Source organism: Maribacter algarum (ex Zhang et al. 2020), from assembly GCF_005885635.1.
GTDB lineage: Bacteria > Bacteroidota > Bacteroidia > Flavobacteriales > Flavobacteriaceae > Maribacter_C > Maribacter_C algarum.
In genome coordinates, this window is the sequence record NZ_VATY01000003.1 from 414,507 (window position 1) to 440,057 (window position 25,551).

Below are 25,551 nucleotides of genomic sequence, written 5' to 3' on the forward strand. Positions count from 1 at the left end.
TTCCCGCCGCTGCATTGATCTCATCGATCGCCGCCTGTACATCCGTTGCCGTTAAGCCCGATGTCGTATTGTCATAAGGGTTCGAACTCGCGTTCGTATCGATGGTCTGGGTTGCCCCGCTCTCATCCGTATACGTGTAAACCCCGTTGACCGGAGCAGACATAGTGGACAATGAAGTATCGGTAATAAGTACGGTCCCGCCTGCGGCATCCGTAAAGGTATATGTACCGTCAAGGTTGTCGGTCAAAGCCACGGTTCCCGCTGCTGCATTGATCTCATCGATCGCCGCCTGTACATCCGTTGCCGTTAAGCCGGATGTCGCATTATCATAAGAAACATCCGCTGCAGTTTGGTCAAGAGAAGATAAGTCTACTGTAACGATATTTCCATTTTCTATTTCAAGTGAAAGTAGATTAGTCAAAGAATCAAAAGCAAAGTTTTGAAGTTGTTGATCATCGGAAGAGGTCAGCTCCCAAGAATCACCATCCCAAAAATAGATAGTCCCAGTATTGGTGTTAACGTAGATGTCGCCAGTATCGGCTCCTGCCGGAGTAACCATTCCTGGTGTTGTAACCGCAGTTCCGCTGAGAACCTCGCAATTACATTGATCTTCTAATGTGACCGTGGTTTGGGCAAATGCCAAACCTGATATTAGAAAAGTTAGTACTACAATTATTTTCTTCATGACCATTACTTTACTTAGAAATTGTATTGTCTACTTAATTTTTTTCATTGTTATCCTTCAATAAAGACCTGACGGCTTTCTTGAAAATTGTACTAAGCTGAATAGTTAACGGAAATCACGTTCGCAAAAGAACATGTACCATGGGAAAGAGAATGTAATTGCATTCTAAATGCCATCTTGTTTTCTGGACGAAAACCTTGGTTGAGTTCGGTTAAGTTATTCATACTTTGGGTTGTGATTAAAACCATATTTGGTTGAATGGTTTAATTACACTTTACAAAAATAACCTTAAGACCCCCATTGGAAAATAAATGTTGTGTAACCGTTAAAATGTAATGTATAGGTCATAAAAGTTGAGGTTTTTGAATGTTTCATTGGTCGATTAAGCATTGTATATCAGTAAGTTCACAACTATTATATGTAGGAAAAATCACTTGTAAGAACTGCCAAAAAGAGTGTTCTAAATGATTCGAGACTAGTTCATTTTAACCCTATATGTGATTCTCCGATTCGTAATAACCGATGATACATTTACAGTTAAGATTGTTGTATTAGAAATTATGGTAGTACAGATGAAAAGTGAATTAGAGACAAGAACTCGATATTGATTTCCATTATCTGATGGAGTGGCATTTGTAATATTTAATGTACTCGTTGTTGTACCAGAATGGATGCCAGAATCGGTCAAATCTACCCAAGATGTTCCATTAAATGTTTGCCATTGATACCCATCTGAATTACTTGCAGTAACTGAAAAAGTACCGCTGCAACCAGGGCAAATAGTAAGATTTGCAGGTTGAGAACTAATGGAAGGAGCCGTTCCCGCTTCCTGAAAATCATAAGTTCCGTTGGAATCATTGTCTGCGGGCGTTTGATAACTGGCAGCTACAACAGTTCCATCGGTATTTACAGGCGGTGGATTTCCAGTACCATAATAATCGTTACTATCGGGATCTGCAGACAAATTTGAATACGCCTCAATAGCGTCATTACAGCCGTCAGCGTCACTATCAGAATCTAAATGATCAGCTATTCCGTCCTCATCCGTATCAATATTTCCTGTCCAAATAATGGCATTTACCAAAAGGTCCTCACCATTCGAGTTAAAGCCCCCAGTACTATTTGTTAATGGCAACACGGTTCTTCTTCCAGGGGCAATTCCAGTATCCATTGCATCTCCTTCTTCCCATACTATCAATACCGCTTGTCCATTTGGATGATTTCCTAATTTTTGACCAGATACTACATTATTCACATAGAAAGCAGCATCGCCAACATCATAGTTACCCAAAGGTAAATTTGAGGTTATTGGATGGGTGTTATCGGTAATATTTATGAAATTGGTATTTGTATTTCCAGTGGCACCTGATGTACCTAAAATTTCGTCAAAAAGGGCATTCTCACTGGTAATTACCCCGTTTGTAGTAGTTGATAGATTGGCTACGTTAGCATAGGCGGTGCCGCTATTAACATCCTCGTACAAAAAGGTGACTGAAAAATCATTTGCATTCCCACCTACGTTATCATCTACAACGGTCACAGTATAACCGAGTGCTGTCAGTTTATCAATTGTATTTTGTTCTTCTGTTTCAGGTGTCCCTTGTGTTACCCATAATACTGTTTTCGCTCGTTCAACCGTATCTAAAATACCATCGTTATCATCATCTAAATCACATACATCGTTTATTCCATCTCCATCAGTATCTACTCCTGTGGGGTCGGCGCAGGGCTCATCAATGGTCACTGTGGCACTATCTGATAAGCCTGCACTTGGACATAAAGTGACCTGAGCATCAGAAATTGTATAATCGAAAGTGGCTCCAGGAAAAGGTATACCTGCGCTGTATGTATAGGTCACTAACCCATTATCCGCATCATCTATTGTTACCGAACCTATTGCTGGTTGAACTATGCTTTCAATGTAGAAATTTTCTCCATCAGGTTCAGAATCATTGTCAAAAAGATTAATCTGAACCGAAACTGCTGTTCCATAAGATACCGTTTCAAAGTCATCATTGGCTACGGGAGCGTTTTCATTTTGCAAAGATTCGGCATCCGTAGTGGTAAGTGTATAATGATTGGTTCCGGCAATTAGACTCGGTTGAGCTATCCCAGTAGCAATCAGGCGGGTAAAACCATCGATTGGGTCATAAAAATTGGGGTAATGTACTTCAATTAAATAGGTCTGATTTTCACCTAGTGGTAAACCAAAGTGTACTTCTTCCGGTTGTTGAGTTCCATGTCCGAATACACCATTAACTTGCCGAAGTCCGCTAATAATGTTTCCATCACAATCACGTATCAAAACATTGGTGCCGATAGCTGTTCTTCCAGCAAAACCACCGGTGGATCCATCGGCATTTCTATCTTCTGAAACATTCACCATCAAGTGGTTATTTCGATTAGCAACAGGTAGCTGATTTACATATAATCGATTTGTGCCGCTTATGCTCATATAAATATCCAAGTCACCATCATCATCAAAATCGACCATCGTGGTACCCTCACCGTTGCTGGAATTAAATGTTTGGGGATCCAAACTAAATGTCATTGCAGCTCCACTACCTATCACTCCTGGTGCAGGGGTTGGGCTATTTAATTGATTGATATACAGATAACTTCGATTATTTCCTACTAAGATTATATCGATATCCCCATCATTATCAATGTCACCTCCAGCCAAGGCATCTATACTTGCGTTTGAATTACCTTGATTCGTGTTAGAAGGTTGGGGTAGGCCAGGGAAAACAGTCGCCCCCAGGGCAGTCCAAACACCCGGGCCGTCATTCCTAAATATTTGGGTAAGATCGTTTTCTGTCCAAACTGCATCTAAGTCTCCGTCATTATCGAGATCCCATAACCCGTTACCACCTTTGTTATTATTGTGCGCTTGCGCCAAATCAGAACCGTTTGAGAAAACACCTCCTTGATTAAGAAAAAAATCGTTTTCATTTCTTTTACGCATGAAAATATCTACCCATCCATCATCATCTACATCCGCTGCTGTGCCATAATCTCCATCGCTGGCAAATTGATTTAGCCCAAAATTAACGACCCCATTGCCATTACCTGTGGTAATGTGGGTAAACATACTAGTCGCCGGAGGGTTTATTATCGTATGTGAAATATGACTGATATAATTGTTCCTTAATAGTTCAATACCATAGTTATGGCTATCAAAAAAGATGTCTAAATCACCATCGCCCTCAAAATCGAAGAAACCCGCTCCCTCAGCATTAATTGGATTAATATTTATTGTATAACCACTCCGACCTACAGTTATTGGGGTATAACCTCCTTTTCCATCACCAAAGGAACCATCTTGATTCTGAATGAAAATCTGAAAAGCTGGATTACTGTTTGTATTACCGTGCGATCCTATCATGAAATCTGGGCGCCCGTCATTGTTTAAATCTCCCCAGACAGCTTGGCGTTCAGCAGCGGAACTCAACATGCCAGGAGCTAAAGTGGCTTGAACATTCGAATAGGTTCCGGAATTATTACGCATAAGGTAACTTTTAGAATTGGTGTTTTCTAATACCAATACATCGAGGTCCCCATCACGATCAAAATCAGACCAAGCATGCCCCCCGTCCTTATTACCTGAAATATTAAGTCCGTGCGCCGTCGCACTTTCAATAAACGTAGTTTGAGAAGTAGCCATAAAAGAAGCCATCAACATAAAATATAGGAGTATCCTATCCATGTTGTTCTGAGGAAACTTCGATGGTTGTATAGAATTCATTTTTTGGGACTTAGACCAAGGAAAGTCAATAGAACCGCTCCCAGTTTAATTAAGTTCTAAGATATTGGATGGCTTAAAAGTGATAAAAAAAATGTTGTGAAGGTCTATTATAACATCATCTAGCAAGAGAAAGTTGAGGTTTTCCGTTATTATAATGGAGGTTTACAACTATAACAACACCCTATAAATCAGTGATTTATAGTTATTTTTTGTAAGAAAAGGGCTAATCTTTCTTTACGCGATAGGTGATTCTTCTGTTTGTAATAACCGTAAAGGCCTTCAATTTGCTGAAGGGTGAAAACTCAGAAGTAGAATTTGCTATTGTTGCTGTTGCTGTAAGATCATCTCCTAATAATACGCCAGGAGGTACTGCGAAAGTGAAGCTGAATTTATTGGTATTATCTGTATTACTATCATCATCGAAATAGAATGAGGTCCCAGAATCCGTATCAGAACCACTACCCTCAACCAAGGTAGCTAAAAACACTTGACCTTCTCCATAATCTGCGGAAAGTCCTAATTGATTATCACCCAAGGTAGCTGTGCCTTGATTGACATCAGTCAGAAAAAACTCAATCGTAGCACCAGGTCTTGACCAACCAGAGACAACAACGTTCGAACCTGATTTGTAGGCTGTTTGAATTATTGGAAAATTTAGTAAGCCATTTGGGCCGCTATCTCCATCTCCAGAATCGTTTAATGTGACTCCATCTCCGTTTAGATCAATACCTAGGGCATCACCATTGGTTCCATTATTATAAAAGGAGTTTCTCGAAATAAGGTTTCCAGAGGTGTTAGAGCCATTTAAAACTAAACCAGCACCACCGTTATCATAGATGACATTATTCACCACTTGATTGTTGCTACCAATCATTGAAATACCGAAATCACCGGGGTTACCAACACAAGTACCTGTATTTTGTCCTGAACCCGTAATTGTATTTTCAAGAATATCAACCCCACCGGAGCCTCCAGTTGATTTCACACCTATTCCTTGCGAATCTTCAATAAGATTATTTTGAATGAGAACACCATTCGAACCATTTCGGATGTCTATACCAAGGTCACAAGGATTATCACCAATATTGAATATATGATTTCCTTGAATTGTTTTTGTTCCGGTTCCTCCATTTACGAAAACCCCTGCATTCGTAGTCGTTGCAATGTAATTCGATTCAACAAAAAGATTGGTAACAGTTGTACCCTCTATTTCAACACCATAGGGGGAGATGCCAGCATTGACCCCTAGCGCATTTACACCAATAAGGGAGTTGGAAACTGTACTACCGCTGCCATCATCAAATAAAATTGCTGTCCTTTGGTCTGCATAAATCGCAAGATTACGTATTACATCATTGTCACCTTGAATCTGAAAGACATCACCATTACTTCTATGTACTTGAATTTCAGGTAATTCAAAATTCTGAAGATTAGTACTTGACGTACCAACCGCTGTTCCACCGGCTCCTATCGTGCCTGAATTTGTGTCACCCGAATATGCTGTTTGCGTTCTTCCATCTATAACAATATTTGGGCCAGTTATGGCGCTCAAAGGACTTCCATTTGAAATACTAATATCGAAATAACCACTTGCAAAATTGCTATCAGCCGTCCGTCCTAAGGGGTCGGATGTTGGTGGAATCATGAATATCGAGGTATCATCACCAGCTACGGGGTCAAAAATACTATTTGTAACAATATCAATTCCTGAGGCATTTAAAGTATTGGCATTAACAATAAATTGTTCAAGTGATCCCTGGCCATCCTCGTTGGTGTTTACAATGGTATTAAAGTTGAAACCGAAATCCATTCCAATGGCTCCTTCACTGCTTATCGATACGGAAGCGACGGATTGAGCTCCCGTTAAAACACCAACGATCGTGTCAACACCTGCAGGATTTGCACCACCAATTTCGGTGGTGACTCCAGTTAAGGTACTTGACCCGAAATTAGTTCTGAAGGTTTGTACCGGCACACATGATGTACAAGTGCTACCTCCAGATCTAGTAGATCGAACCGTACTATTTACAGCTCTTAAGCTATAACTTCCATCAGCCATACCTCCAAAGGCAAATGCACCATTGACATCTGTTGTTTGTGTATCGAAAAGATTTCCTGCATTATCGTAAAGTTCGACGGTAGTACCTGGAATAGGAACTCCGGATGAAGCTGCTAAATCTCTACCATTGCCTCCACCATAATTGACATCCTCGAAAACGGTACCTGTAATCAAATTCGATGGTACTTTGAGCAAAACGGAGTTCATGATTACCAAATCTTGCCCTACCTGAACCCTTGTGGTGGCTGAAGATTCACCTTGTTGCAGAAAAGTAGAAACGTCATAGGTGTCCAAATCAACCCCATATATATTTGAATTATTGACAACAGGAGCAGCCGTATTATCATAAATTGTGGAGTTAAATGGATTGGTACCTGTTTGACCACCATCCCCACTTAGCGTGTTTGTTCCAGCTGAAGTTGTGATAAATTGAAGATTTTCATTGTTGGCCAAGGTATCATCCCCCTCCCAGGATAATACAGAAGTTTTTGATCCCGCTGATCCGATAGCATAAAAACCTGAAAGTGTAAACGTAGATACTGCATCAGACCCCCCATCAAAACCATTATAAAAGTTAATGGTTACCGCAGGTAACGATAACTCTTCATAAAAAACTAATAAGGACCAGCCTCCTAAAACTGTTGCACTATTACAATATGTAGCTGAATTATCAATCGTAAGGTTTGTTACGGTAAAAGTTGTCGTATTCACATTAGGGGTGGCATCTATTATGGTGGTCACATCGGCCACCATACCGTAAAAGTCCCGGTTGCCGGAGTGTAAATACGAATTCACCAATTGCGCTTCTACACTCTGCCCTTGGAATGTTACATTAGTGTCGGGAGTGGGGTTTGAATGCGCCCATATTAAGTAGGCCCTTTCAATAGTGCCCGTACCAGGTACTGTTGTTGTCAATCCTGTCGCAGAAGAGGTATTTGTAATAGTACATGCGTTGACACCATTTGATTGAGTCCTAAAAGTACCACCGGTTACTGCATAATCATAATAGCCATTAATTTGTTCAAACAAAGTCAATGGTTGGTCGTTTAAGATAATTTCATCATCGTCAATTGTACCTGTAGCGGTATCTGCAATATTTACGTTGCCATCAGTGCTGCTGGTGAAACTAATTGTAAAATTTTCAGATGTTTCAAAAAAGGAATCATCCGTAATCGATATCGTTATTACATCGGTGTCACTTGCTGTACCATCAAAACTCAATGTACCAGTATAAAAACCAGATCCTGTAGTATAATCGACCCCCTCACTTGCTGTTCCTGCAGTGATTACATAATCAACGGTAAAAGATGCTGGCCTATCACCTCCAGTATGAGTGGCTGTAAATATCATTGAACCAGAATCTTCCGTTTCCGTTTCATTATCAATTAGAATTACGGCTTCAACATCATCGTTATTTATCGTACCGGTAGCAGTATCTGTAATATCTACGGAAACATCGGTTACCGAGGTAAATTGAATTGTATAGGTTTCGTTAGGCTCAAAATCAAAATCATTGGTGATCAAAACTGTTATTTGCTCTGTATCACCGACGGTCCCATTAAAATTTAACGTTCCAGTATAGAGTCCAGAACTTGTACTATAGTCAACCCCCTGGGTAGCTGAACCTGCAGTAATAGAATAATTAGCACTAAAAGAACCCGATGCAGAAGCACCAATATGCTCCACTGTAAATACTGCAGGACCATTATTTTCGTCAATCGCGACATCTGTTACATCAAGAGTGGGTGTTGGTGCTAAAATATCAAAACTCACATCAAGTAAGGGTACTGTTAGATCTGACGTCAATATTATTACACCATCTTGTCTAACAGTGACTGAAGAAGCCCCGTTCCATCCATCTCCCCAACCATCTTCCATTCTAATGTAGTAATTTGTGCCGAATGGGATGCCCGGAAACGACTGAGAGCCAGTGTACGTGTCGTTCGAAAAGTCAGTTGTGAAACAGTTTGTTGGCATACATACTGTGCCCAAAGTAGTGTTCGAGGAATTTCTTAGCAATACTCTATTTTCCTCGGCCCAGCTAGGCCAAACAACATCTATTGTAATCGTAGCCTGAGCAAATGATAATGTGCTCACAAATGCAAAAAATGTAAGCAGCAAAAAAAATTGAAATTTTGGTCTGGTAGGTTTCATTTAGGGTACTTCAATCTTGTACTAACCAAAAATAGACGGAATACACTATTCTACCCAACATATGTTGTGTACTATTGGAATATGGCTATGAAAGAATCAAAAAAAGGTGTGAAAGAAAAGTCAAATACATCCGAAACGTACTGAAAAAAGAAAGTCACTGATTTTTTGAAATAAGAAAAGGAAGCTATAGTTAAGCTTCCTTTTTAATCTTTTTGTAGTACAAAATTGATGAAATTATTCTAAGATAATAAACTCTGACCTACGATTCAATTCATGATCCGCGGCGGAACATTTAACACCATTTGAACAGTTGTTCATCAATTTCGTTTCACCAAAACCTTCGCCTTGAAGACGTTCTTTGGCGATACCTTTTGATATCATATAATTGACAGTCGATTCCGCTCGTTTTTGGGATAACCATAAATTATAAGAATCTCTACCTCTGCTATCCGTATGTGAGTTTACTTTAACTTTAAGGCTTGGATATTTTTCCATAGCGGCAATGACTTTTTCCACTTCAAGTTCAGAATCCTTACGGATATTATATTTATCAAAATCAAAATAAATAGTGCTTAACTGCAGTAGTTTAGCCAAATCATCACCAAAACCTGCGGTAACCTTATCTCTTTCAAGATAGAAATCTATAATCTTTGGTTTTGAATCTGATTTCTCCAAATATTCTTCAGATGGGACATAACCTTGGGTAAGTGCTCTGACAAAATTACCTTTGTAACAGTCCAAGGTTAAGCTATAATTGCCCTCGGAATCTGTTATTGTTGATAATATTTCGTCATTATTCTCATCAATAACTTTTACAGTGGCACCCACTAAAACTTCATTCGTTATCCTATCACGAACGGTACCTGTAATTTGTTGTTCACATTCAAGTTTTAAAGGAATAGTCTCGACAAGAGCATAAATATCATCCGCTCCCAGACCGCCAGCCCTATTGGAAGCAAAGAATCCTTTTCTGGATTCTTCGTTGAAAATGAAGGTGAAGTCGTCCATTTTGCTGTTCACAGGCTCTCCAACATTTACTATTGCCCCATCATACTTGCCGTTCTTGATATTTGTGGCAAATACATCTAAACCACCCAAACCTGGATGACCATCTGAAGACATGTATAAAACATCTTCACTTGTAACGAATGGGAAAGTTTCTCTAGCCTCAGTGTTTATATTGGTTCCCAAGTTTATGGGGGTTCCAAAAGTGCCATCTTTATTAATAGCAACTTTGAAAATATCTGATTCACCAAAGGTACCCTTCATATCTGACGCAAAATAAAGTGTTTTCTCATCCTTGCTTAAAGCGGGATGAGCCACAGAATATTTATCACTATTAAATGGCAACTCTTCTATATCAGTCCAAATACCATCTTTTAAGGTTGCCTTAAAAATCTTTAATCGAATAACTCCCTCTTCATCCTTTACATACTTACCTTCAACATAATTGTTACGTGTGAAATAAAGGGTTTCACCATCCTTGGTAGTAATTGAAGTTGATTCGTGTAATCTCGTATTCAGCTTGTCACCAAACTTCACAACATCATCCATGGATACACTATCAACATTGACCTTGTATAAATCCAGAAAGTCTTTTGAATTCCATGTATGGCGATATCTAGCCAGGTTTCCTGTATCTCTGTCCGAAGAAAATATGACACCTTCTTTGTAAAATGATGGGGCGAAATCAGAATAAGGTGAATTATAAGCAAAAGGGGTCAGATTATATCTCCCCGAGTTTTTTTCAATATCCCCTAAATAGTCCTTTTCCCCTTCAAATGCCTTTGCTCTAGCATCTTCAGAAGTCATTTCAATGAACTTGGACATTGCCAAGTTAGCGTTTTCATAATCTCCTAGACTCTTTAAAGTTTGAGAATATCTAAAGAAATATTCTGGAGAAACATCAGAAGGAAATTCTAGAACCAGCCTCTTGTATATTTTTGCAGCTTCATTATAGTTGGCATTGAAATAATATGAATTACCTAGTTTTTTCAATAAATCGGCTGATGTATAGCCTTTGTCTAAAATTCTCTTATAAATGTCGATTGCCGGACTAAAGGAATAATTCTGATATTGCTCATCTGCTTTGGTTACAAGGCGTTCTTGCTTGGAAGCTGACTTATCTACCTGAGCATGACCTATAAATCCAAGGAAAAAGATAAAAATGCTTAGTGGTAGTAGTGTTCTTTTTGTCATGGTTAGCGGTTTTTAGAAGAAACGAGGTGATACCAACTTTTGGAAAGACTTTACAAGTTCGAATCGCAAGAATACCTCAAATGATCCATCATTAAATTGTGTACCTCCTAATTCCGTTGTTTCGCGATCGTAGGCCAAACCTAACATCAACTGATCCGTTATCTGAAATCCAACCAATCCGCTTAAGGCAGCATCCCATCTATACGCAGCTCCAAAGGAAAATCTATCATTAAACAAGAAGCTTGCAGAAGCATCTATTTGTAACGGGGCTCCGCCAACTACCTTGGTCAATAGGGCCGGTTTAAATTTTAAATTACCGCTTAAGTCAAACACATACCCTGTGATTAAATAAAAGTTAATTCTTTCCTTAGATAGAAATTGAACTGAGTTGGACGCAGTCTGTGAATTGTCAAAATGTTCGGTCTGTAATAAATTTGGGGCTGATAAACCCGCGTAGAATTTATTAGTATGGTAATAGATTCCTAAGCCCACATTGGGCGAAAATCGATTCTCTATATTATCAACACTTACGGGTTCGACGTCAAAATTACGAAGCGCGTTGAAATCTAGGTTTAGTATGTTTCCTCCAGCTTTTAGTCCAAACGATAACTTACCTTCCAATGATACATCTATAGTGTAAGACAACACAGCGTCCAAATATGTTTCAGACACCACCCCATCACCTATGTTATCTTGAACAACCGACACACCGTATCCAAGTTTGCTATTTCTAATAGGAGAATGCAAATTCAAAGTAAAGGTTTCTGGTGCACCAGCTAGACCTACCCACTGCGAGCGATATAATGCAGCTGCACTAAACTGGCCCCTTGAACCGGCATAGGCAGGGTTAACACTCATGGTGTTAAACATATACTGGGTATACTGAGCATCTTGTTGGGCAGTTAAATCTCCTACAGTTGAAATAAAAGCTAGAAATGCAACTAGTAGTACGTTCTTTTTTAGATTCATGGTAGTGTTTGCGTTATTTGCTTATATAAAGGTACTCGCTATCCGTCTTGCTTTCTCCCTCTATAGTAGTATAATCAAAGATATAAAAATATATGCCTGCTGGTAAATAGTTATCAACGCTCAGCGTATTCCTTCCCCTTGATCTACCATCAAACACATTATTCTGATTGTTGTAATTTTCGCCTTCATAGACCGCAACTCCCCATCTATTAAAAATGCGTAAAGTACTGCTTTGCACTTTATCTAAGCCTCTAATGAACAGAAAGTCATTCTTACCATCTCCATTTGGTGTTACCATTTGATTAACTTCAATAGGCTCATCTGGACTATCATCAGTAGGATCTAAATAATCTGGGATGCCATCGCCATCTGTATCATCATTGGTCGGGTCGCCATCGCCGTCAGCATCTTCATCAATGGTATTGATTTCATCACCATCATCATCGATATCTCGATAATTTACATCTTCGGTACCGTCTGTATCAGGCAAATCATTTGCGGGGTCATCGATTTCATCGTTTACATCAAAACCATCGTTTATATCGCTTCCTTCATAACCATCGTCCAAACCGTCGCCATCTGTATCGGTGCCCGTAAAATCCTGATCTGGAATACCATCAAAGTTAAAGTCGTTTCCTTCATTATTATCTGGAACCGTATCATTATCGCTGTCCAAATCTATATAATCGGGAACATCTTCCCCGTCGGTATTTACCGGTTCGAGGCTCTTAATATAGGCTGAATTAACCCCATCATTGGCTGCATACGTAGCCTCATCGTCATCGTTTGGCGGAATGTAGTCAGCGGTTGTTTGTGCCTCAACATTATCTGGAATGCCATCATTATCGGCATCGATGTCCAGATGATTTGGAAATCCATCGCCATCAGTGTCCAATGGATTGGTCAACGGGTCATTATCACCATCAAGGTTTGGATCTTCTACTAAATCTCGAATGCCATCATTATCATCATCCAAATCCACTAAATCAGGAACACCATCGCCATCTGTATCCACATCGGTATCATTATCCAAATAATCAGGGGTGCCGTCGCCATCGGAATCATCATTGGTCGGGTCACCGTCTCCATCAACATCTTCGTCCGGTGTGTTTATACCATCACCATCGTCATCAATGTCGCGATAGTTCACATCTTCGGTACCGTCTGTATCTGGCAAATCATTGGCCGGGTCATCAATCTCATCGTTTACATCAAAACTATCGTTGATGTCGCTTCCTTCGTAACCATCGTCCAAACCATCGCCATCAGTATCAGTACCCGTATAAACTTGGTCTGGAATACCGTCAAAGTTAAAGTCGTTTCCTTCATTATTATCTGGAACCGTATCATTATCGCTGTCCAAATCTATATAATCGGGAGTATCCTCGCCATCATGGTTGTTCGGTGTCAAGCCATCAGGGTAAGCTGAATTCAAACCATTATTGGCCTCATAAGTAGCCTCATCATCCTCATTCGGGGCAATATACCCTTCTGTTGTTTGTGCTTCCACATTATCAGGAATACCATCGTCATCAGAATCGATATCCAAATGGTTGGGTATTCCATCGTCATCAGTGTCCAATGGATTGGTCAACGGGTCATTATCACCGTCAATATTAGGGTCTTCCACCGAATCCAAAATACCATCGTTGTCGTCATCCAAATCTGCTGTATCGGGAACTCCATCGCCATCTGTATCCACATCGGTATTATTATCCAAATAATCAGGGGTGCCGTCGCCATCGGAATCATCATTGGTCGGGTCACCGTCTCCATCAACATCTTCGTCCGGTGTGTTTATACCATCACCATCGTCATCAATGTCGCGATAGTTCACATCTTCGGTACCGTCTGTATCTGGCAAATCATTGGCCGGGTCATCAATCTCATCGTTTACATCAAAACTATCGTTGATGTCGCTTCCTTCGTAACCATCGTCCAAACCATCGCCATCAGTATCAGTACCCGTATAAACTTGGTCTGGAATACCGTCAAAGTTAAAGTCGTTTCCTTCATTATTATCTGGAACCGTATCATTATCGCTGTCCAAATCTATATAATCGGGAGTATCCTCGCCATCATGGTTGTTCGGTGTCAAGCCATCAGGGTAAGCTGAATTCAAACCATTATTGGCCTCATAAGTAGCCTCATCATCCTCATTCGGGGCAATATACCCTTCTGTTGTTTGTGCTTCCACATTATCAGGAATACCATCGTCATCAGAATCGATATCCAAATGGTTGGGTATTCCGTCCTCATCAGTGTCCAATGGATTGGTCAACGGGTCATTATCACCATCAATATTAGGGTCTTCCACCGAATCCAAAATACCATCGTTGTCGTCATCCAAATCTGCCGTATCGGGAACTCCATCGCCATCTGTATCTGTACAATCCAAGGGTTGTAATCTCAAACGAATTCCGTTTATGAGTCTATCTGAAGTTGTATAAAATTGTATTTGGGTAACAGCTTCTTGTGATTCCCATACATATCGGTTAGAACCATTTATCGCTTTGTCAGTGGTATTCTCTACAAAATAGTTGTTGCCAACATTGTCAGAGACTACCCCTACTGGAAGCGATGTATTAGTCAAAACATATTCAACATTGTCCAGAGCAATAATACCATCTTTGTGTAAGGCATCAACCAATGGTGAATGTTCCACAACTGACATTACAGGAACAGTTCCTGAAAAAGAAAAGGTTACCGGAACCCCGTTGTTAACCTCAAAAAGACCTCCAAAACTTTTGGTGCTAGCACCACTAACGCTTACTAGAACACTACCTGCAGGTAGGCCCCATTTGGCACTTAAATCTACATCGGTGGCAGACAGGCTACCATCCAACACGTTATTTGGGAAACCGAAATCAGATGCTAGTATTTCTACTACTTCTAATGGTTCGCAATCATCATTGAAGTAAACAGGTTTTACATCCTCGATAGATATATCTAAGGGGTTACTCGCCTTTAAGACAGAGATTGATAATAAAAGTGCAAGAACTATTGCAAATGTTTGGGACTGTTTTGCTACTAAATTTCGCAAAACTTTGGTCGTAATAGGTTCCATAAGTGTCAGTAATTAAGGTTTACTAATCACCATGGCAATCAAGGTTTTACAGGTAAGAATTGATGGGACAAATTCGTACTAGTTGTGCAAGTTATACCTAATATTTCAATCTTCAAATTCTTTTGAAAGCATATATTATCAAATGTCTTTCAAACACAGAATAATTCGTCAAAACGCTCGATACACCTTTTTTAAACGCTTATTTAGATACGAAAGTATTCCATAAAAAGACTATTTATTTTTTTATATATCGACAACGGCCCGATATTATCGACCTAAGGTATAAGCAGTTTTTCATGGAAAATTAGCATTCTTCGATCTACCAATTTCATTTTCAACATAATAAACAACTGGTAAATGAATAATTCGAACTAATTATTTAGTGTATTTTTGCACAAATTTTTTGGATGGATTTTCAAACAGAAATAGCAAAAAGAAGAACTTTCGGCATCATATCTCACCCAGATGCAGGTAAAACTACTCTAACGGAAAAATTACTTTTATTTGGGGGAGCCATACAGGAAGCAGGGGCGGTCAAAAACAATAAAATCAAGAAAACGGCAACTAGCGATTTTATGGAAATTGAACGGCAACGTGGTATTTCTGTAGCAACTTCTGTTTTAGCCTTTATTTATAAAGAGAAGAAAATCAACATCTTAGATACACCTGGTCACAAAGATTTTGCTGAAGACACTTTTCGAACCTTAACTGCCGTAGATAGTGTAATAGTAGTTATTGATGTTGCAAAAGGTGTTGAAACGCAAACGGAAAAATTAGTTGAAGTTTGTCGCATGAGGAATATTCCTATAATTGTCTTCATCAATAAATTAGATAGGGAAGGGAAAGATGCTTTCGACCTGCTAGATGATCTAGAGCAGAAATTAGGCCTTTCAGTAACACCTTTAAGTTTTCCTATCGGGATGGGATATGATTTCAAGGGAATCTATAATATCTATGAGAAGAACATCAATCTTTTTAGTGGTGATAGTAAAAAGAATATTGAAGAAACTATAGCCTTTGACAATATTGAAAATTCTGATTTAGAGGATATTATAGGGAGTTCCGCTGCAGAAACACTTAGAGATGATTTGGAACTGGTAAATGGTGTATACCCACAGTTTGACAAAAACGCCTACCTCGAAGGCGAACAACATCCTGTTTTTTTTGGATCAGCTTTGAACAATTTTGGCGTACGTGAATTGTTAGATTGCTTCGTTGAAATTGCTCCAGCTCCCCGGCCCAAAATGGCCGAAGAACGTTTGGTAGAGGCCAATGAAAAAGAACTTACTGGATTCGTCTTTAAAATCCATGCCAATATGGATCCGAAGCACCGAGATAGATTGGCCTTTGTTAAAATCGTTTCAGGAACTTTTGAACGAAACAAACCCTACCTTCATGTTCGTCAGGCTAAGAAATTAAAATTTTCTAGTCCGAATGCCTTTTTTGCTGAGAAAAAAGAAATTGTTGATATCTCATACCCCGGTGATATCGTAGGCCTTCATGACACGGGCAATTTCAAAATTGGAGATACCTTAACGGAAGGCGAACAATTGCATTATAAAGGAATACCGAGTTTCTCACCTGAACACTTTAGATATATTAACAACGCGGACCCTATGAAGTCTAAGCAACTTTACAAAGGGATAGACCAGTTAATGGATGAAGGCGTGGCTCAGCTCTTCACATTAGAGCTAAATGGAAGGAAAGTAGTTGGTACTGTTGGTGCACTCCAATTTGAAGTCATACAGTATCGTTTAGAGCATGAATATGGTGCAAAGTGCTCATATGAGAATTTTCCAGTATATAAGGCCTGTTGGGTGGATCCTGATGACCCTAAAAATGATGAATTCAAGGAATTTCAAAGAGTAAAGTCAAAATTCTTAGCAAAAGATAAAAGAGGGCAATTGGTGTTTTTAGCAGATTCTCAATTTTCATTACAGATGACACAGTCGAAATACCCATCTGTGAAATTGCATTTTGTATCGGAGTTTGAATGATTACTGATTGCTAAAAATTAAAAAGCCGTTTGTTAAAACAAACGGCTTTTTAATTTTTAAGCTTCCCCTGTTGGGCCAAAATTCATTGGAATTGGAGGTTGCTCATAATCTTTAATAGTGCCATGAGCTTTCTCAAATCTATTTACGTTATCGCTAAGGGCTTTTAAAAACTTCTTTGCGTGCTGGGGCGTCAAAACGATTCTACTCTTCACCTTTGCCTTCGGTGCTCCGGGCATCATGCTAATGAAATCGACCACGAATTCAGAAACGGAGTGATTTATAATGGCAAGATTAGAATAAATTCCTTCTGCCATTTTTTCATCCAATTCAATATTGATTTGCTTTTGTTTTTGGTCTTTGTCCGCCATATGATTTAAAAAAATAAACCCTGATAATCACTTATCAGGGTTTGTTACAATTTAGAATTTTAAAGCTTCTTTACGCGCCATGATTTCGTCGTATTCCTCTTTCGAGCCAACGATTATAGAATCATAATCTCGCATTCCTGTACCCGCTGGTATTTTGTGCCCAACAATTACATTCTCTTTCAGGCCTTCTAATGTATCTACCTTACCGCTAACCGCAGCTTCGTTTAATACCTTAGTAGTTTCCTGGAAGGACGCTGCAGAGATAAATGATTTGGTCTGTAATGACGCTCTTGTAATACCTTGAAGTATTGGAGTTGCTGTTGCAGCAACTGCATCCTTAGCGGTAACCAAGTTTTTATCAGAACGCTTCAAAATAGAATTTTCATCTCTTAATTCACGAGCTGTAATAATTTGCCCAGCTTTAAGGTTTTCCGATTCTCCGGCGTCTTCAACTACTTTCTTTCCGTAGATTTCATCATTTTCTCTAATGAAATCATCCTTATGAATCAATTGATTCTCTAAGAAGATAGTATCGCCTGGATCTTGAACACGTACTTTACGCATCATCTGTCTTACCACTACTTCAAAGTGCTTGTCATTAATTTTAACACCTTGTAGACGATATACTTCCTGTACCTCGTTCACCAAATACTGTTGAACAGCAGATGGGCCTTTAATAGAAAGAATATCTTCAGGAGTAATTGAGCCATCAGAAAGTGGCATACCGGCACGAACGTAATCATTCTCTTGAACTAAGATTTGATTCGAAAGTTTCACCAAGTATTTCTTGATTTCACCAAGTTTTGATTCAATGATAATCTCACGGTTACCTCTCTTGATTTTTCCGAAAGAAACAACACCATCGATCTCAGATACCACTGCTGGATTAGATGGGTTACGAGCTTCAAACAATTCAGTAACTCTTGGAAGACCACCTGTAATATCACCTGCTTTAGCCGATTTACGTGGAATCTTAACCAAAATTTTACCTTCTTTGATTTTATCACCGTCGTCTACCATGATGTGCGAACCAACTGGTAAATTATATGAACGTAAGGTTTCTCCTTTACTATCCTGAATTAATAGTGTTGGAATTAACTTCTTGTTTCTAGATTCAGAAATTACTTTCTCTTGGAAACCGGTTTGCTCATCAATCTCAACTTGATAGGTTACCCCTTGATCAATGTTTTCATAAGCAATCTTTCCAGGGAATTCTGAAACAATAACACCGTTGTACGGATCCCAAGAACAAATTACATCACCTTTCTTCACTTTGGCTCCATTCTTAATAGAGATTTGAGAACCGTAAGGAATGTTATTTGTACTTAAAGTAATACCTGTTTTAGGATCTACTACTTTTAATTCGGAAGTTCTAGAAATAACGATTACCGCTTTATTGCCATCACTATCTTCGCCATTAACAGTTCTAAGATCTTCTATCTCAGCAACACCGTCAAACTTGGCTTCAAGTTTATTCTCTTCAGAAATGTTACCAGCAATACCACCTACGTGGAAGGTACGTAAGGTAAGCTGTGTACCTGGTTCTCCAATCGACTGTGCAGCAACAACACCTACAGCTTCACCTCTTTGAACCATTTTGTTAGTAGAAAGGTTTCTACCATAACATTGTGCACAAATTCCTTTGGGAGCTTCACATGTCAATGCCGAACGCACTTCAACCTTCTCAACAGGGGATTCTTCTATACGCTTGGCATCAGCTTCCATTATTTCTTGACCAGCAGAAAGTAATTGTTCTTCTGTCAATGGATTGTATACATCATGTAAAGAAACTCTACCTAAAATACGAGCTCCTAGAGATTCAACAACCTCTTCGTTCTTTTTCAAAGCAGAAACTTCAACACCCCTTAGTGTCTCGCAATCCGTGATATTTACAATGACATCTTGAGAAACATCAACCAAACGACGTGTTAAATACCCTGCATCTGCCGTTTTTAATGCGGTATCTGCCAAACCTTTACGAGCACCGTGTGTTGATATAAAGTATTCCAAAATCGAAAGACCCTCTTTAAAGTTTGAAAGAATCGGGTTTTCGATAATTTCACCACCTCCCGCAGTCGATTTTTTAGGCTTAGCCATCAATCCACGCATACCTGTCAACTGACGAATCTGCTCTTTCGAACCCCTTGCACCAGAATCAAGCATCATATATACCGAGTTGAATCCCTGTTGGTCTTCGCGTATACGCTTCATCGCTAATTCAGTAAGCTGGGCATTCGTTGATGTCCAAACATCAATTACCTGATTGTAGCGCTCGTTGTTGGTAATAAGACCCATATTGTAGTTGGCCATAATTCCATCAACTTGTCCGTTTGCATCGGCAATCATCTCATGCTTCTCCTGTGGAATAATAATATCTCCTAAACTAAAGGACAATCCACCTTTGAATGCGAATTCGTATCCCATAGTCTTAATCTTGTCCAAGAATGCGGCGGTAGTTGGTACATCAGTAACAGCTAGTATTCCACCTATAATATCTCTCAAAGACTTCTTATTCAATACATCATTGATATATCCAGCAGCTTCTGGCACTTCGGTATTGAATAAAACTCTACCTACCGTAGTTGGTATCACTTTATACACCAATTCACCTTCTTCGTTAAAGTCTTTCGCCCTAACTTTAATACCTGCATTAAGACTTACCATTCCTTCATTAAGCGCAATGATAACTTCTTCAGCGGAATAGAACGTCAATCCTTCACCTAAAATAGGTACTTCAGTAGTTGATTTTCTTTCTTTAGTCATATAATATAGACCCAAGACCATATCCTGAGAAGGAACAGTGATAGGTGAACCATTTGCAGGGTTCAAAATATTATGTGATGCCAACATTAAAAGTTGTGCCTCTAAAATAGCCTCTGGTCCTAACGGAAGGTGTACAGCCATCTGGTCACCATCAAAATCCGCATTAAATGCAGTACAAACCAATGGGTGTAAACGAATCGCCTTACCTTCAATAAGTTTTGGCTGGAACGCTTGAATACCCAAACGGTGTAATGTAGGAGCACGGTTTAGTAACACAGGGTGTCCTTTCAATACATTTTCAAGGATATCCCATACTACAGGCTCTTTCTTATCAATAATTTTCTTGGCAGATTTAACAGTCTTGACAATACCCCTTTCAATCAGCTTACGGATAACAAAAGGCTTATAAAGTTCAGCAGCCATATCTTTAGGAAGTCCACATTCGAATAATTTCAATTCAGGACCAACAACAATTACCGAACGAGCAGAATAATCCACACGCTTACCTAATAAGTTCTGACGGAAACGACCTTGCTTACCTTTCAATGAATCTGAAAGTGATTTCAATGGACGGTTTGATTCCGTTTTAACTGCAGATGCTTTACGGGTATTATCGAAAAGTGAATCAACAGCTTCCTGTAGCATACGCTTCTCATTTCTAAGAATAACTTCTGGTGCCTTGATTTCAACCAATCTTTTCAAACGATTATTACGAATAATAACTCTTCTATAAAGGTCATTTAAATCTGAAGTAGCGAAACGACCACCATCTAGTGGTACTAAAGGACGTAATTCAGGTGGAATAACGGGAATTACTTTCATAATCATCCACTCTGGATTATTTTCACGATTCTCCTGAGATTCGCGCAATGCCTCAACAACTTGAAGACGTTTTAAAGCCTCAGTTTTACGTTGCTTTGAAGTTTCAGTATTCGCTTTATGACGTAAGCTAAATGATAAATCTTTAAGGTCTATTCTAGCTAAAAGATCAATTAAACACTCCGCACCCATTTTAGCGATAAACTTATTTGGGTCGGTGTCATCTAAATATTGATTTTCCTGCGGAATTTCCTCGATGATATTCAAGTACTCTTCTTCCGTTAGGAAATCCATCTTATTGATTTCTTCCCCTTCAGGACCTTTTGCAATACCTGGCTGAATTACTACGTATCTTTCGTAGTAAATAATCATGTCTAACTTCTTAGATGGAAGACCTAACAAGTACCCTATTTTATTTGGTAATGAACGGAAGTACCAGATATGAGCAACAGGAACAACCAAATTGATATGCCCCACTCTATCGCGACGTACTTTCTTTTCGGTAACCTCCACACCACAACGGTCACAAACAATACCGCGGTAACGGATTCGCTTATACTTTCCACAAGCACACTCGTAATCCTTTACAGGACCAAAAATACGCTCACAGAATAGTCCGTCACGTTCGGGCTTGTGAGTTCTGTAGTTAATAGTTTCAGGTTTCAAAACCTCACCTCTTGACTCAGCCAAAATTGCTTCTGGAGATGCCAAACCGATTGAAATCTTATCAAACCTTTTTTGCGGTGTATTATCGTTTATTCTTGCCATAATTCTATGGTGATAATTTTAATGTGTTATTCTAAATAGTGTTCAAAACCGGTATTACCTACTCTTCAAGTCTAATATCCAAACCTAAACCTTTAAGTTCGTGCATCAATACATTGAAAGATTCTGGTAAACCAGGCTCTGGCATGGTCTCTCCTTTGACAATTGATTCGTAGGTCTTAGCTCTACCAATTACGTCATCAGATTTTACCGTCAATATTTCTCTTAGGGTAGCAGAAGCACCATATGCTTCTAATGCCCAAACTTCCATTTCTCCAAAACGCTGACCACCAAATTGTGCTTTACCACCTAATGGTTGTTGTGTAATTAAAGAGTAAGGACCTATTGAACGTGCGTGCATCTTATCGTCTACCATGTGACCTAGCTTCAACATATAAATCACACCCACGGTTGCAGGTTGATCAAAACGTTGACCTGTTCCACCATCATAAAGATAGGTATGTCCAAATCTCGGAATACCTGCTTCATCAGTATAGGCATTGATTTCATCTAGGGTTGCACCATCGAAAATTGGCGTTCCGAACTTCTTACCTAATTTCAAACCTGCCCAACCAAGAACGGTTTCATAAATTTGACCGATGTTCATACGAGATGGTACACCTAAAGGATTCAATACGATATCAACTGGAGTTCCATCTTCTAAGAAAGGCATATCCTCTTGACGTACAATTCTAGAAACAATACCCTTGTTTCCGTGACGACCTGCCATCTTATCACCAACTTTCAGTTTACGTTTTTTAGCAACGTATACTTTAGCCAGCTTTATAATTCCTGCTGGTAATTCATCACCTACAGAGATGGTAAACTTATCTCTCCTCAAGTTTCCTTGAAGATCGTTCAATTTAATCTTGTAGTTATGAAGTAAATCAGCAACAGAAGCATTTGTAGCTTTATCAGTTGTCCAGCTTCCACCTACTAAATGAGCGAAATCATCAACAGCGTTTAACATTTTCATCGTGTACTTCTTACCTTTAGGAAGTACTTCCTCTCCCAAATCATTTAAGACACCTTGTGATGTTTTTCCGTTAATAATAGAGAATAGCTTCTCAACCAAAATATCTTTCAGTTGCTCAAACTTCACTTCATATTCCAACTCAAGTGTTGTAATTGCCTCCTTATCTTCAGAACGCTTGCGCTTATCTTTAATAGAACGAGAGAACAATTTCTTTTCGATAACAACACCTCTTAAAGAAGGAGAAGCTTTTAACGATGCATCTTTTACATCACCCGCCTTATCACCGAAAATAGCCCGAAGTAGTTTTTCTTCCGGAGTTGGATCCGACTCTCCTTTCGGAGTAATCTTACCTATTAATATGTCTCCAGGTTTCACTTCTGCACCGATACGAATCATTCCATTTTCGTCAAGGTCTTTGGTTGCCTCCTCAGAAACATTAGGAATGTCATGCGTCAATTCTTCAGCTCCTAATTTTGTATCACGAACATCCAAAGAATATTCATCAACATGAATCGAAGTAAAGATATCCTCACGAACTACTTTTTCAGAAATTACAATCGCATCTTCAAAGTTATATCCTTTCCAAGGCATGAAGGCAACAGTAAGGTTTCTACCTAATGCTAATTCACCTTTTTCAGTTGCATATCCTTCACAAAGGACTTGACCTTTCTTAACCTTATCGCCTTTTTGAACGATTGGTTTCAAGTTGATGCTTGTACCTTGGTTTGTTTTTCTAAACTTCACCAATTTATAAGATTTTGAATCTTCTTCAAAACTTACTAATCTCTCAGCATCCGTTCTCTTATACTTTACCGTTATTTTCTGAGCATCAACATATTCAATAACCCCATCACCCTCTGCATTAATCAATACACGAGAATCAGATGCAACTTGACGCTCCAAACCTGTACCAACAATCGGAGACTGTGGTTTTAATAATGGAACCGCCTGACGCATCATGTTTGACCCCATCAAAGCACGATTCGCATCATCATGTTCCAAGAAAGGAATCAATGAGGCTGAAATCGATGCAATTTGATTTGGAGCAACATCAGTATAGTTAATTTCTGATGGGTCAACTACTGGAAAATCTCCTTCTTCGCGAGCAATCACCTTCTCGCTATCAATTTGCCCATTATCTTTCATAGGGATGTTTGCTTGCGCAATTTTCATTCCCTCTTCCTCCTCAGCACTTAAGTAAACATACTCCTTTGTGTTTACCTTGGTTTTATCAACCTTACGATACGGAGTTTCTAGAAAACCCATTGGGTTCACCTTAGCAAAAACAGCCAAAGAAGAAATTAAACCAATATTCGGACCCTCCGGTGTTTCAATCGGACAAAGTCTTCCATAGTGTGTATAGTGAACATCACGAACTTCAAAACCTGCTCTTTCTCTTGAAAGTCCGCCTGGTCCCAATGCTGATAATCTTCTCTTGTGCGTAATCTCCGCTAATGGATTTGTTTGATCCATAAACTGAGATAACTGGTTTGTTCCGAAGAAAGAATTAATAACGGAAGACAAAGTCTTTGCATTAATTAAATCAATCGGTGTAAACACTTCATTATCTCGAACGTTCATACGTTCACGAATAGTTCTTGCCATTCGCGCTAGACCAACTCCGAACTGAGAAGACAACTGCTCACCTACAGTACGTACTCGACGGTTTGAAAGGTGATCAATATCATCAATCTCTGCCTTGGAGTTAATCAGCTCAATCAAATACTTGATAATAGTAATGATATCTTCTTTGGTCAAGACCTGCTTGTCCATTCCGATATCTAACTGTAATTTCTTATTCATTCTATAACGTCCGACTTCACCTAAGTTGTAACGTTGATCTGAGAAGAACAATTTGTCAATTATACCACGAGCAGTCTCCTCATCAGGCGGTTCTGCATTACGTAATTGACGGTATATATGTTCCACGGCCTCCTTCTCAGAGTTCGTAGGGTCTTTTTGTAATGTATTATGAATAATTGCGTAGTCAGACTGCGCATTATTTTCTTTATGAAGAAGGACAGTTTTCACATCGGCCTCCATAATCTCTGCAATGTGCTCTTTCTCTAAAATTGTATCGCGATCTAATACGATTTCATTTCTTTCGATAGATACAACTTCACCTGTATCTTCATCAACAAAATCTTCATGCCAAGTGTTCAAGACTCTAGCCGCCAATTTTCGACCTAAAACTTTTTTCAAACCTGCATTAGAAACTTTTACCTCTTCGGAGAGGTCAAAGATTTCCAAGATATCCTTATCACGCTCAAAGCCAATAGCCCTGAACAAGGTTGTAACAGGTAATTTTTTCTTTCTATCAATGTAAGCATACATAACGCCATTGATATCAGTAGCAAATTCAATCCAAGAACCTTTAAAAGGAATTACCCTTGCCGAATATAACTTAGTTCCATTTGCATGGAAAGATTGTCCAAAGAAAACCCCTGGTGAACGGTGTAATTGAGAAACCACTACACGCTCAGCGCCATTTATTACGAATGTACCAGATGGGGTCATATAAGGAATTGTTCCTAAATACACATCTTGAACAATAGTTTCAAAATCTTCGTGCTCAGGATCGGTACAGTAAAGCTTCAGCCTAGCCTTTAGTGGTACGCTATAAGTCAAACCACGCTCGATACATTCTTGGATAGAATATCTAGGCGGGTCAATGAAGTAATCCAAAAACTCCAATACAAACTGGTTTCTGGTATCAGTAATTGGGAAATTCTCTTGGAAGGTATTGTACAAACCTTCATCTCCTCTTTCGTCAGATTTCGTCTCAAGTTGAAAAAAGTCTTGAAATGATTTAATCTGGATGTCCAAGAAATCCGGATATTCCGGTGTGTTCTTAGCGGATGCAAAATTTATTCTTTCAGTAGTGTTTGTGAACATCTATGGACAGTATTTGATAGTGAATACTAAACTTTTGGGTTGTATATGACTTTATATACTTCGCTAAGTGTATAAAATAGGTTTAGGTCT

The 25,551-nt window shown here is 39.1% G+C and carries 10 protein-coding genes; 1 reads left to right on the plus strand and 9 read right to left on the minus strand.

Annotation, left to right across the window (positions count from 1 at the left end):
* The 6 genes from FEE95_RS22250 to FEE95_RS15465 all read right to left on the minus strand — a co-directional run.
* The coding region (locus FEE95_RS22250) for a hypothetical protein (protein ID WP_212748447.1) at window positions 1-685 on the minus strand (685 nt) is incomplete at its 3' end.
* Between the two features lie 475 nt (window positions 686-1,160).
* Window positions 1,161-4,430 (minus strand): FG-GAP-like repeat-containing protein, encoded by a 3,270-nt coding sequence (locus FEE95_RS15445; RefSeq protein ID WP_138658897.1) that lies wholly within the window; start codon window positions 4,428-4,430, stop codon window positions 1,161-1,163.
* Window positions 4,431-4,653: 223 nt separating this feature from the next.
* Window positions 4,654-8,586 (minus strand): beta strand repeat-containing protein, encoded by a 3,933-nt coding sequence (locus FEE95_RS15450; RefSeq protein ID WP_171037063.1) that lies wholly within the window; start codon window positions 8,584-8,586, stop codon window positions 4,654-4,656.
* A 291-nt stretch (window positions 8,587-8,877) separates the two neighbouring features.
* On the minus strand, window positions 8,878-10,842 hold the full coding sequence (locus FEE95_RS15455) for an OmpA family protein (RefSeq protein WP_138658899.1): 1,965 nt from the start codon (window positions 10,840-10,842) through the stop codon (window positions 8,878-8,880).
* 12 nt (window positions 10,843-10,854) lie between these two features.
* Window positions 10,855-11,811 (minus strand): PorP/SprF family type IX secretion system membrane protein, encoded by a 957-nt coding sequence (locus FEE95_RS15460; protein ID WP_138658900.1) that lies wholly within the window; start codon window positions 11,809-11,811, stop codon window positions 10,855-10,857.
* A gap of 13 nt (window positions 11,812-11,824) precedes the next feature.
* Window positions 11,825-14,878 (minus strand): gliding motility-associated C-terminal domain-containing protein, encoded by a 3,054-nt coding sequence (locus tag FEE95_RS15465; protein ID WP_138658901.1) that lies wholly within the window; start codon window positions 14,876-14,878, stop codon window positions 11,825-11,827.
* Window positions 14,879-15,285: 407 nt separating this feature from the next.
* Between FEE95_RS15465 and FEE95_RS15470 the strand changes: the two genes are divergently transcribed.
* Window positions 15,286-16,875, plus strand: coding sequence for a peptide chain release factor 3 (locus FEE95_RS15470; protein WP_138658902.1), 1,590 nt, complete (start codon window positions 15,286-15,288; stop codon window positions 16,873-16,875).
* 56 nt (window positions 16,876-16,931) lie between these two features.
* On the opposite strand, the gene FEE95_RS15475 is transcribed toward FEE95_RS15470, so the two are convergent.
* From FEE95_RS15475 to rpoB, 3 genes are read right to left on the minus strand one after another with little or no spacing between them, the layout of a single operon-like run.
* Window positions 16,932-17,243 carry a DUF3467 domain-containing protein gene (locus FEE95_RS15475; protein ID WP_138658903.1) on the minus strand — a complete coding sequence of 104 codons (312 nt, stop codon included), beginning with the start codon at window positions 17,241-17,243 and terminating at the stop codon, window positions 16,932-16,934.
* A 51-nt stretch (window positions 17,244-17,294) separates the two neighbouring features.
* Window positions 17,295-21,593 carry a DNA-directed RNA polymerase subunit beta' gene (gene rpoC, locus FEE95_RS15480; protein ID WP_138658904.1) on the minus strand — a complete coding sequence of 1,433 codons (4,299 nt, stop codon included), beginning with the start codon at window positions 21,591-21,593 and terminating at the stop codon, window positions 17,295-17,297.
* 58 nt (window positions 21,594-21,651) lie between these two features.
* The gene (gene rpoB / locus FEE95_RS15485) at window positions 21,652-25,461 is read right to left on the minus strand and encodes a DNA-directed RNA polymerase subunit beta (protein ID WP_138658905.1); all 3,810 of its coding nucleotides are present in this window, start codon (window positions 25,459-25,461) and stop codon (window positions 21,652-21,654) included.
* Between the last annotated feature and the right edge of the window lie 90 nt (window positions 25,462-25,551).

Coding starts and splice junctions, on each gene's coding strand:
- FEE95_RS15445 (WP_138658897.1), bottom strand. CDS start 4,430: ATGAATTCTATACAACCATCGAAGTTTCCTCAGAACAACATGGATAGG.
- FEE95_RS15455 (WP_138658899.1), bottom strand. CDS start 10,842: ATGACAAAAAGAACACTACTACCACTAAGCATTTTTATCTTTTTCCTT.
- FEE95_RS15460 (WP_138658900.1), bottom strand. CDS start 11,811: ATGAATCTAAAAAAGAACGTACTACTAGTTGCATTTCTAGCTTTTATT.
- FEE95_RS15465 (WP_138658901.1), bottom strand. CDS start 14,878: ATGGAACCTATTACGACCAAAGTTTTGCGAAATTTAGTAGCAAAACAG.
- FEE95_RS15470 (WP_138658902.1), top strand. CDS start 15,286: ATGGATTTTCAAACAGAAATAGCAAAAAGAAGAACTTTCGGCATCATA.
- FEE95_RS15475 (WP_138658903.1), bottom strand. CDS start 17,243: ATGGCGGACAAAGACCAAAAACAAAAGCAAATCAATATTGAATTGGAT.
- rpoC (WP_138658904.1), bottom strand. CDS start 21,593: ATGGCAAGAATAAACGATAATACACCGCAAAAAAGGTTTGATAAGATT.
- rpoB (WP_138658905.1), bottom strand. CDS start 25,461: ATGTTCACAAACACTACTGAAAGAATAAATTTTGCATCCGCTAAGAAC.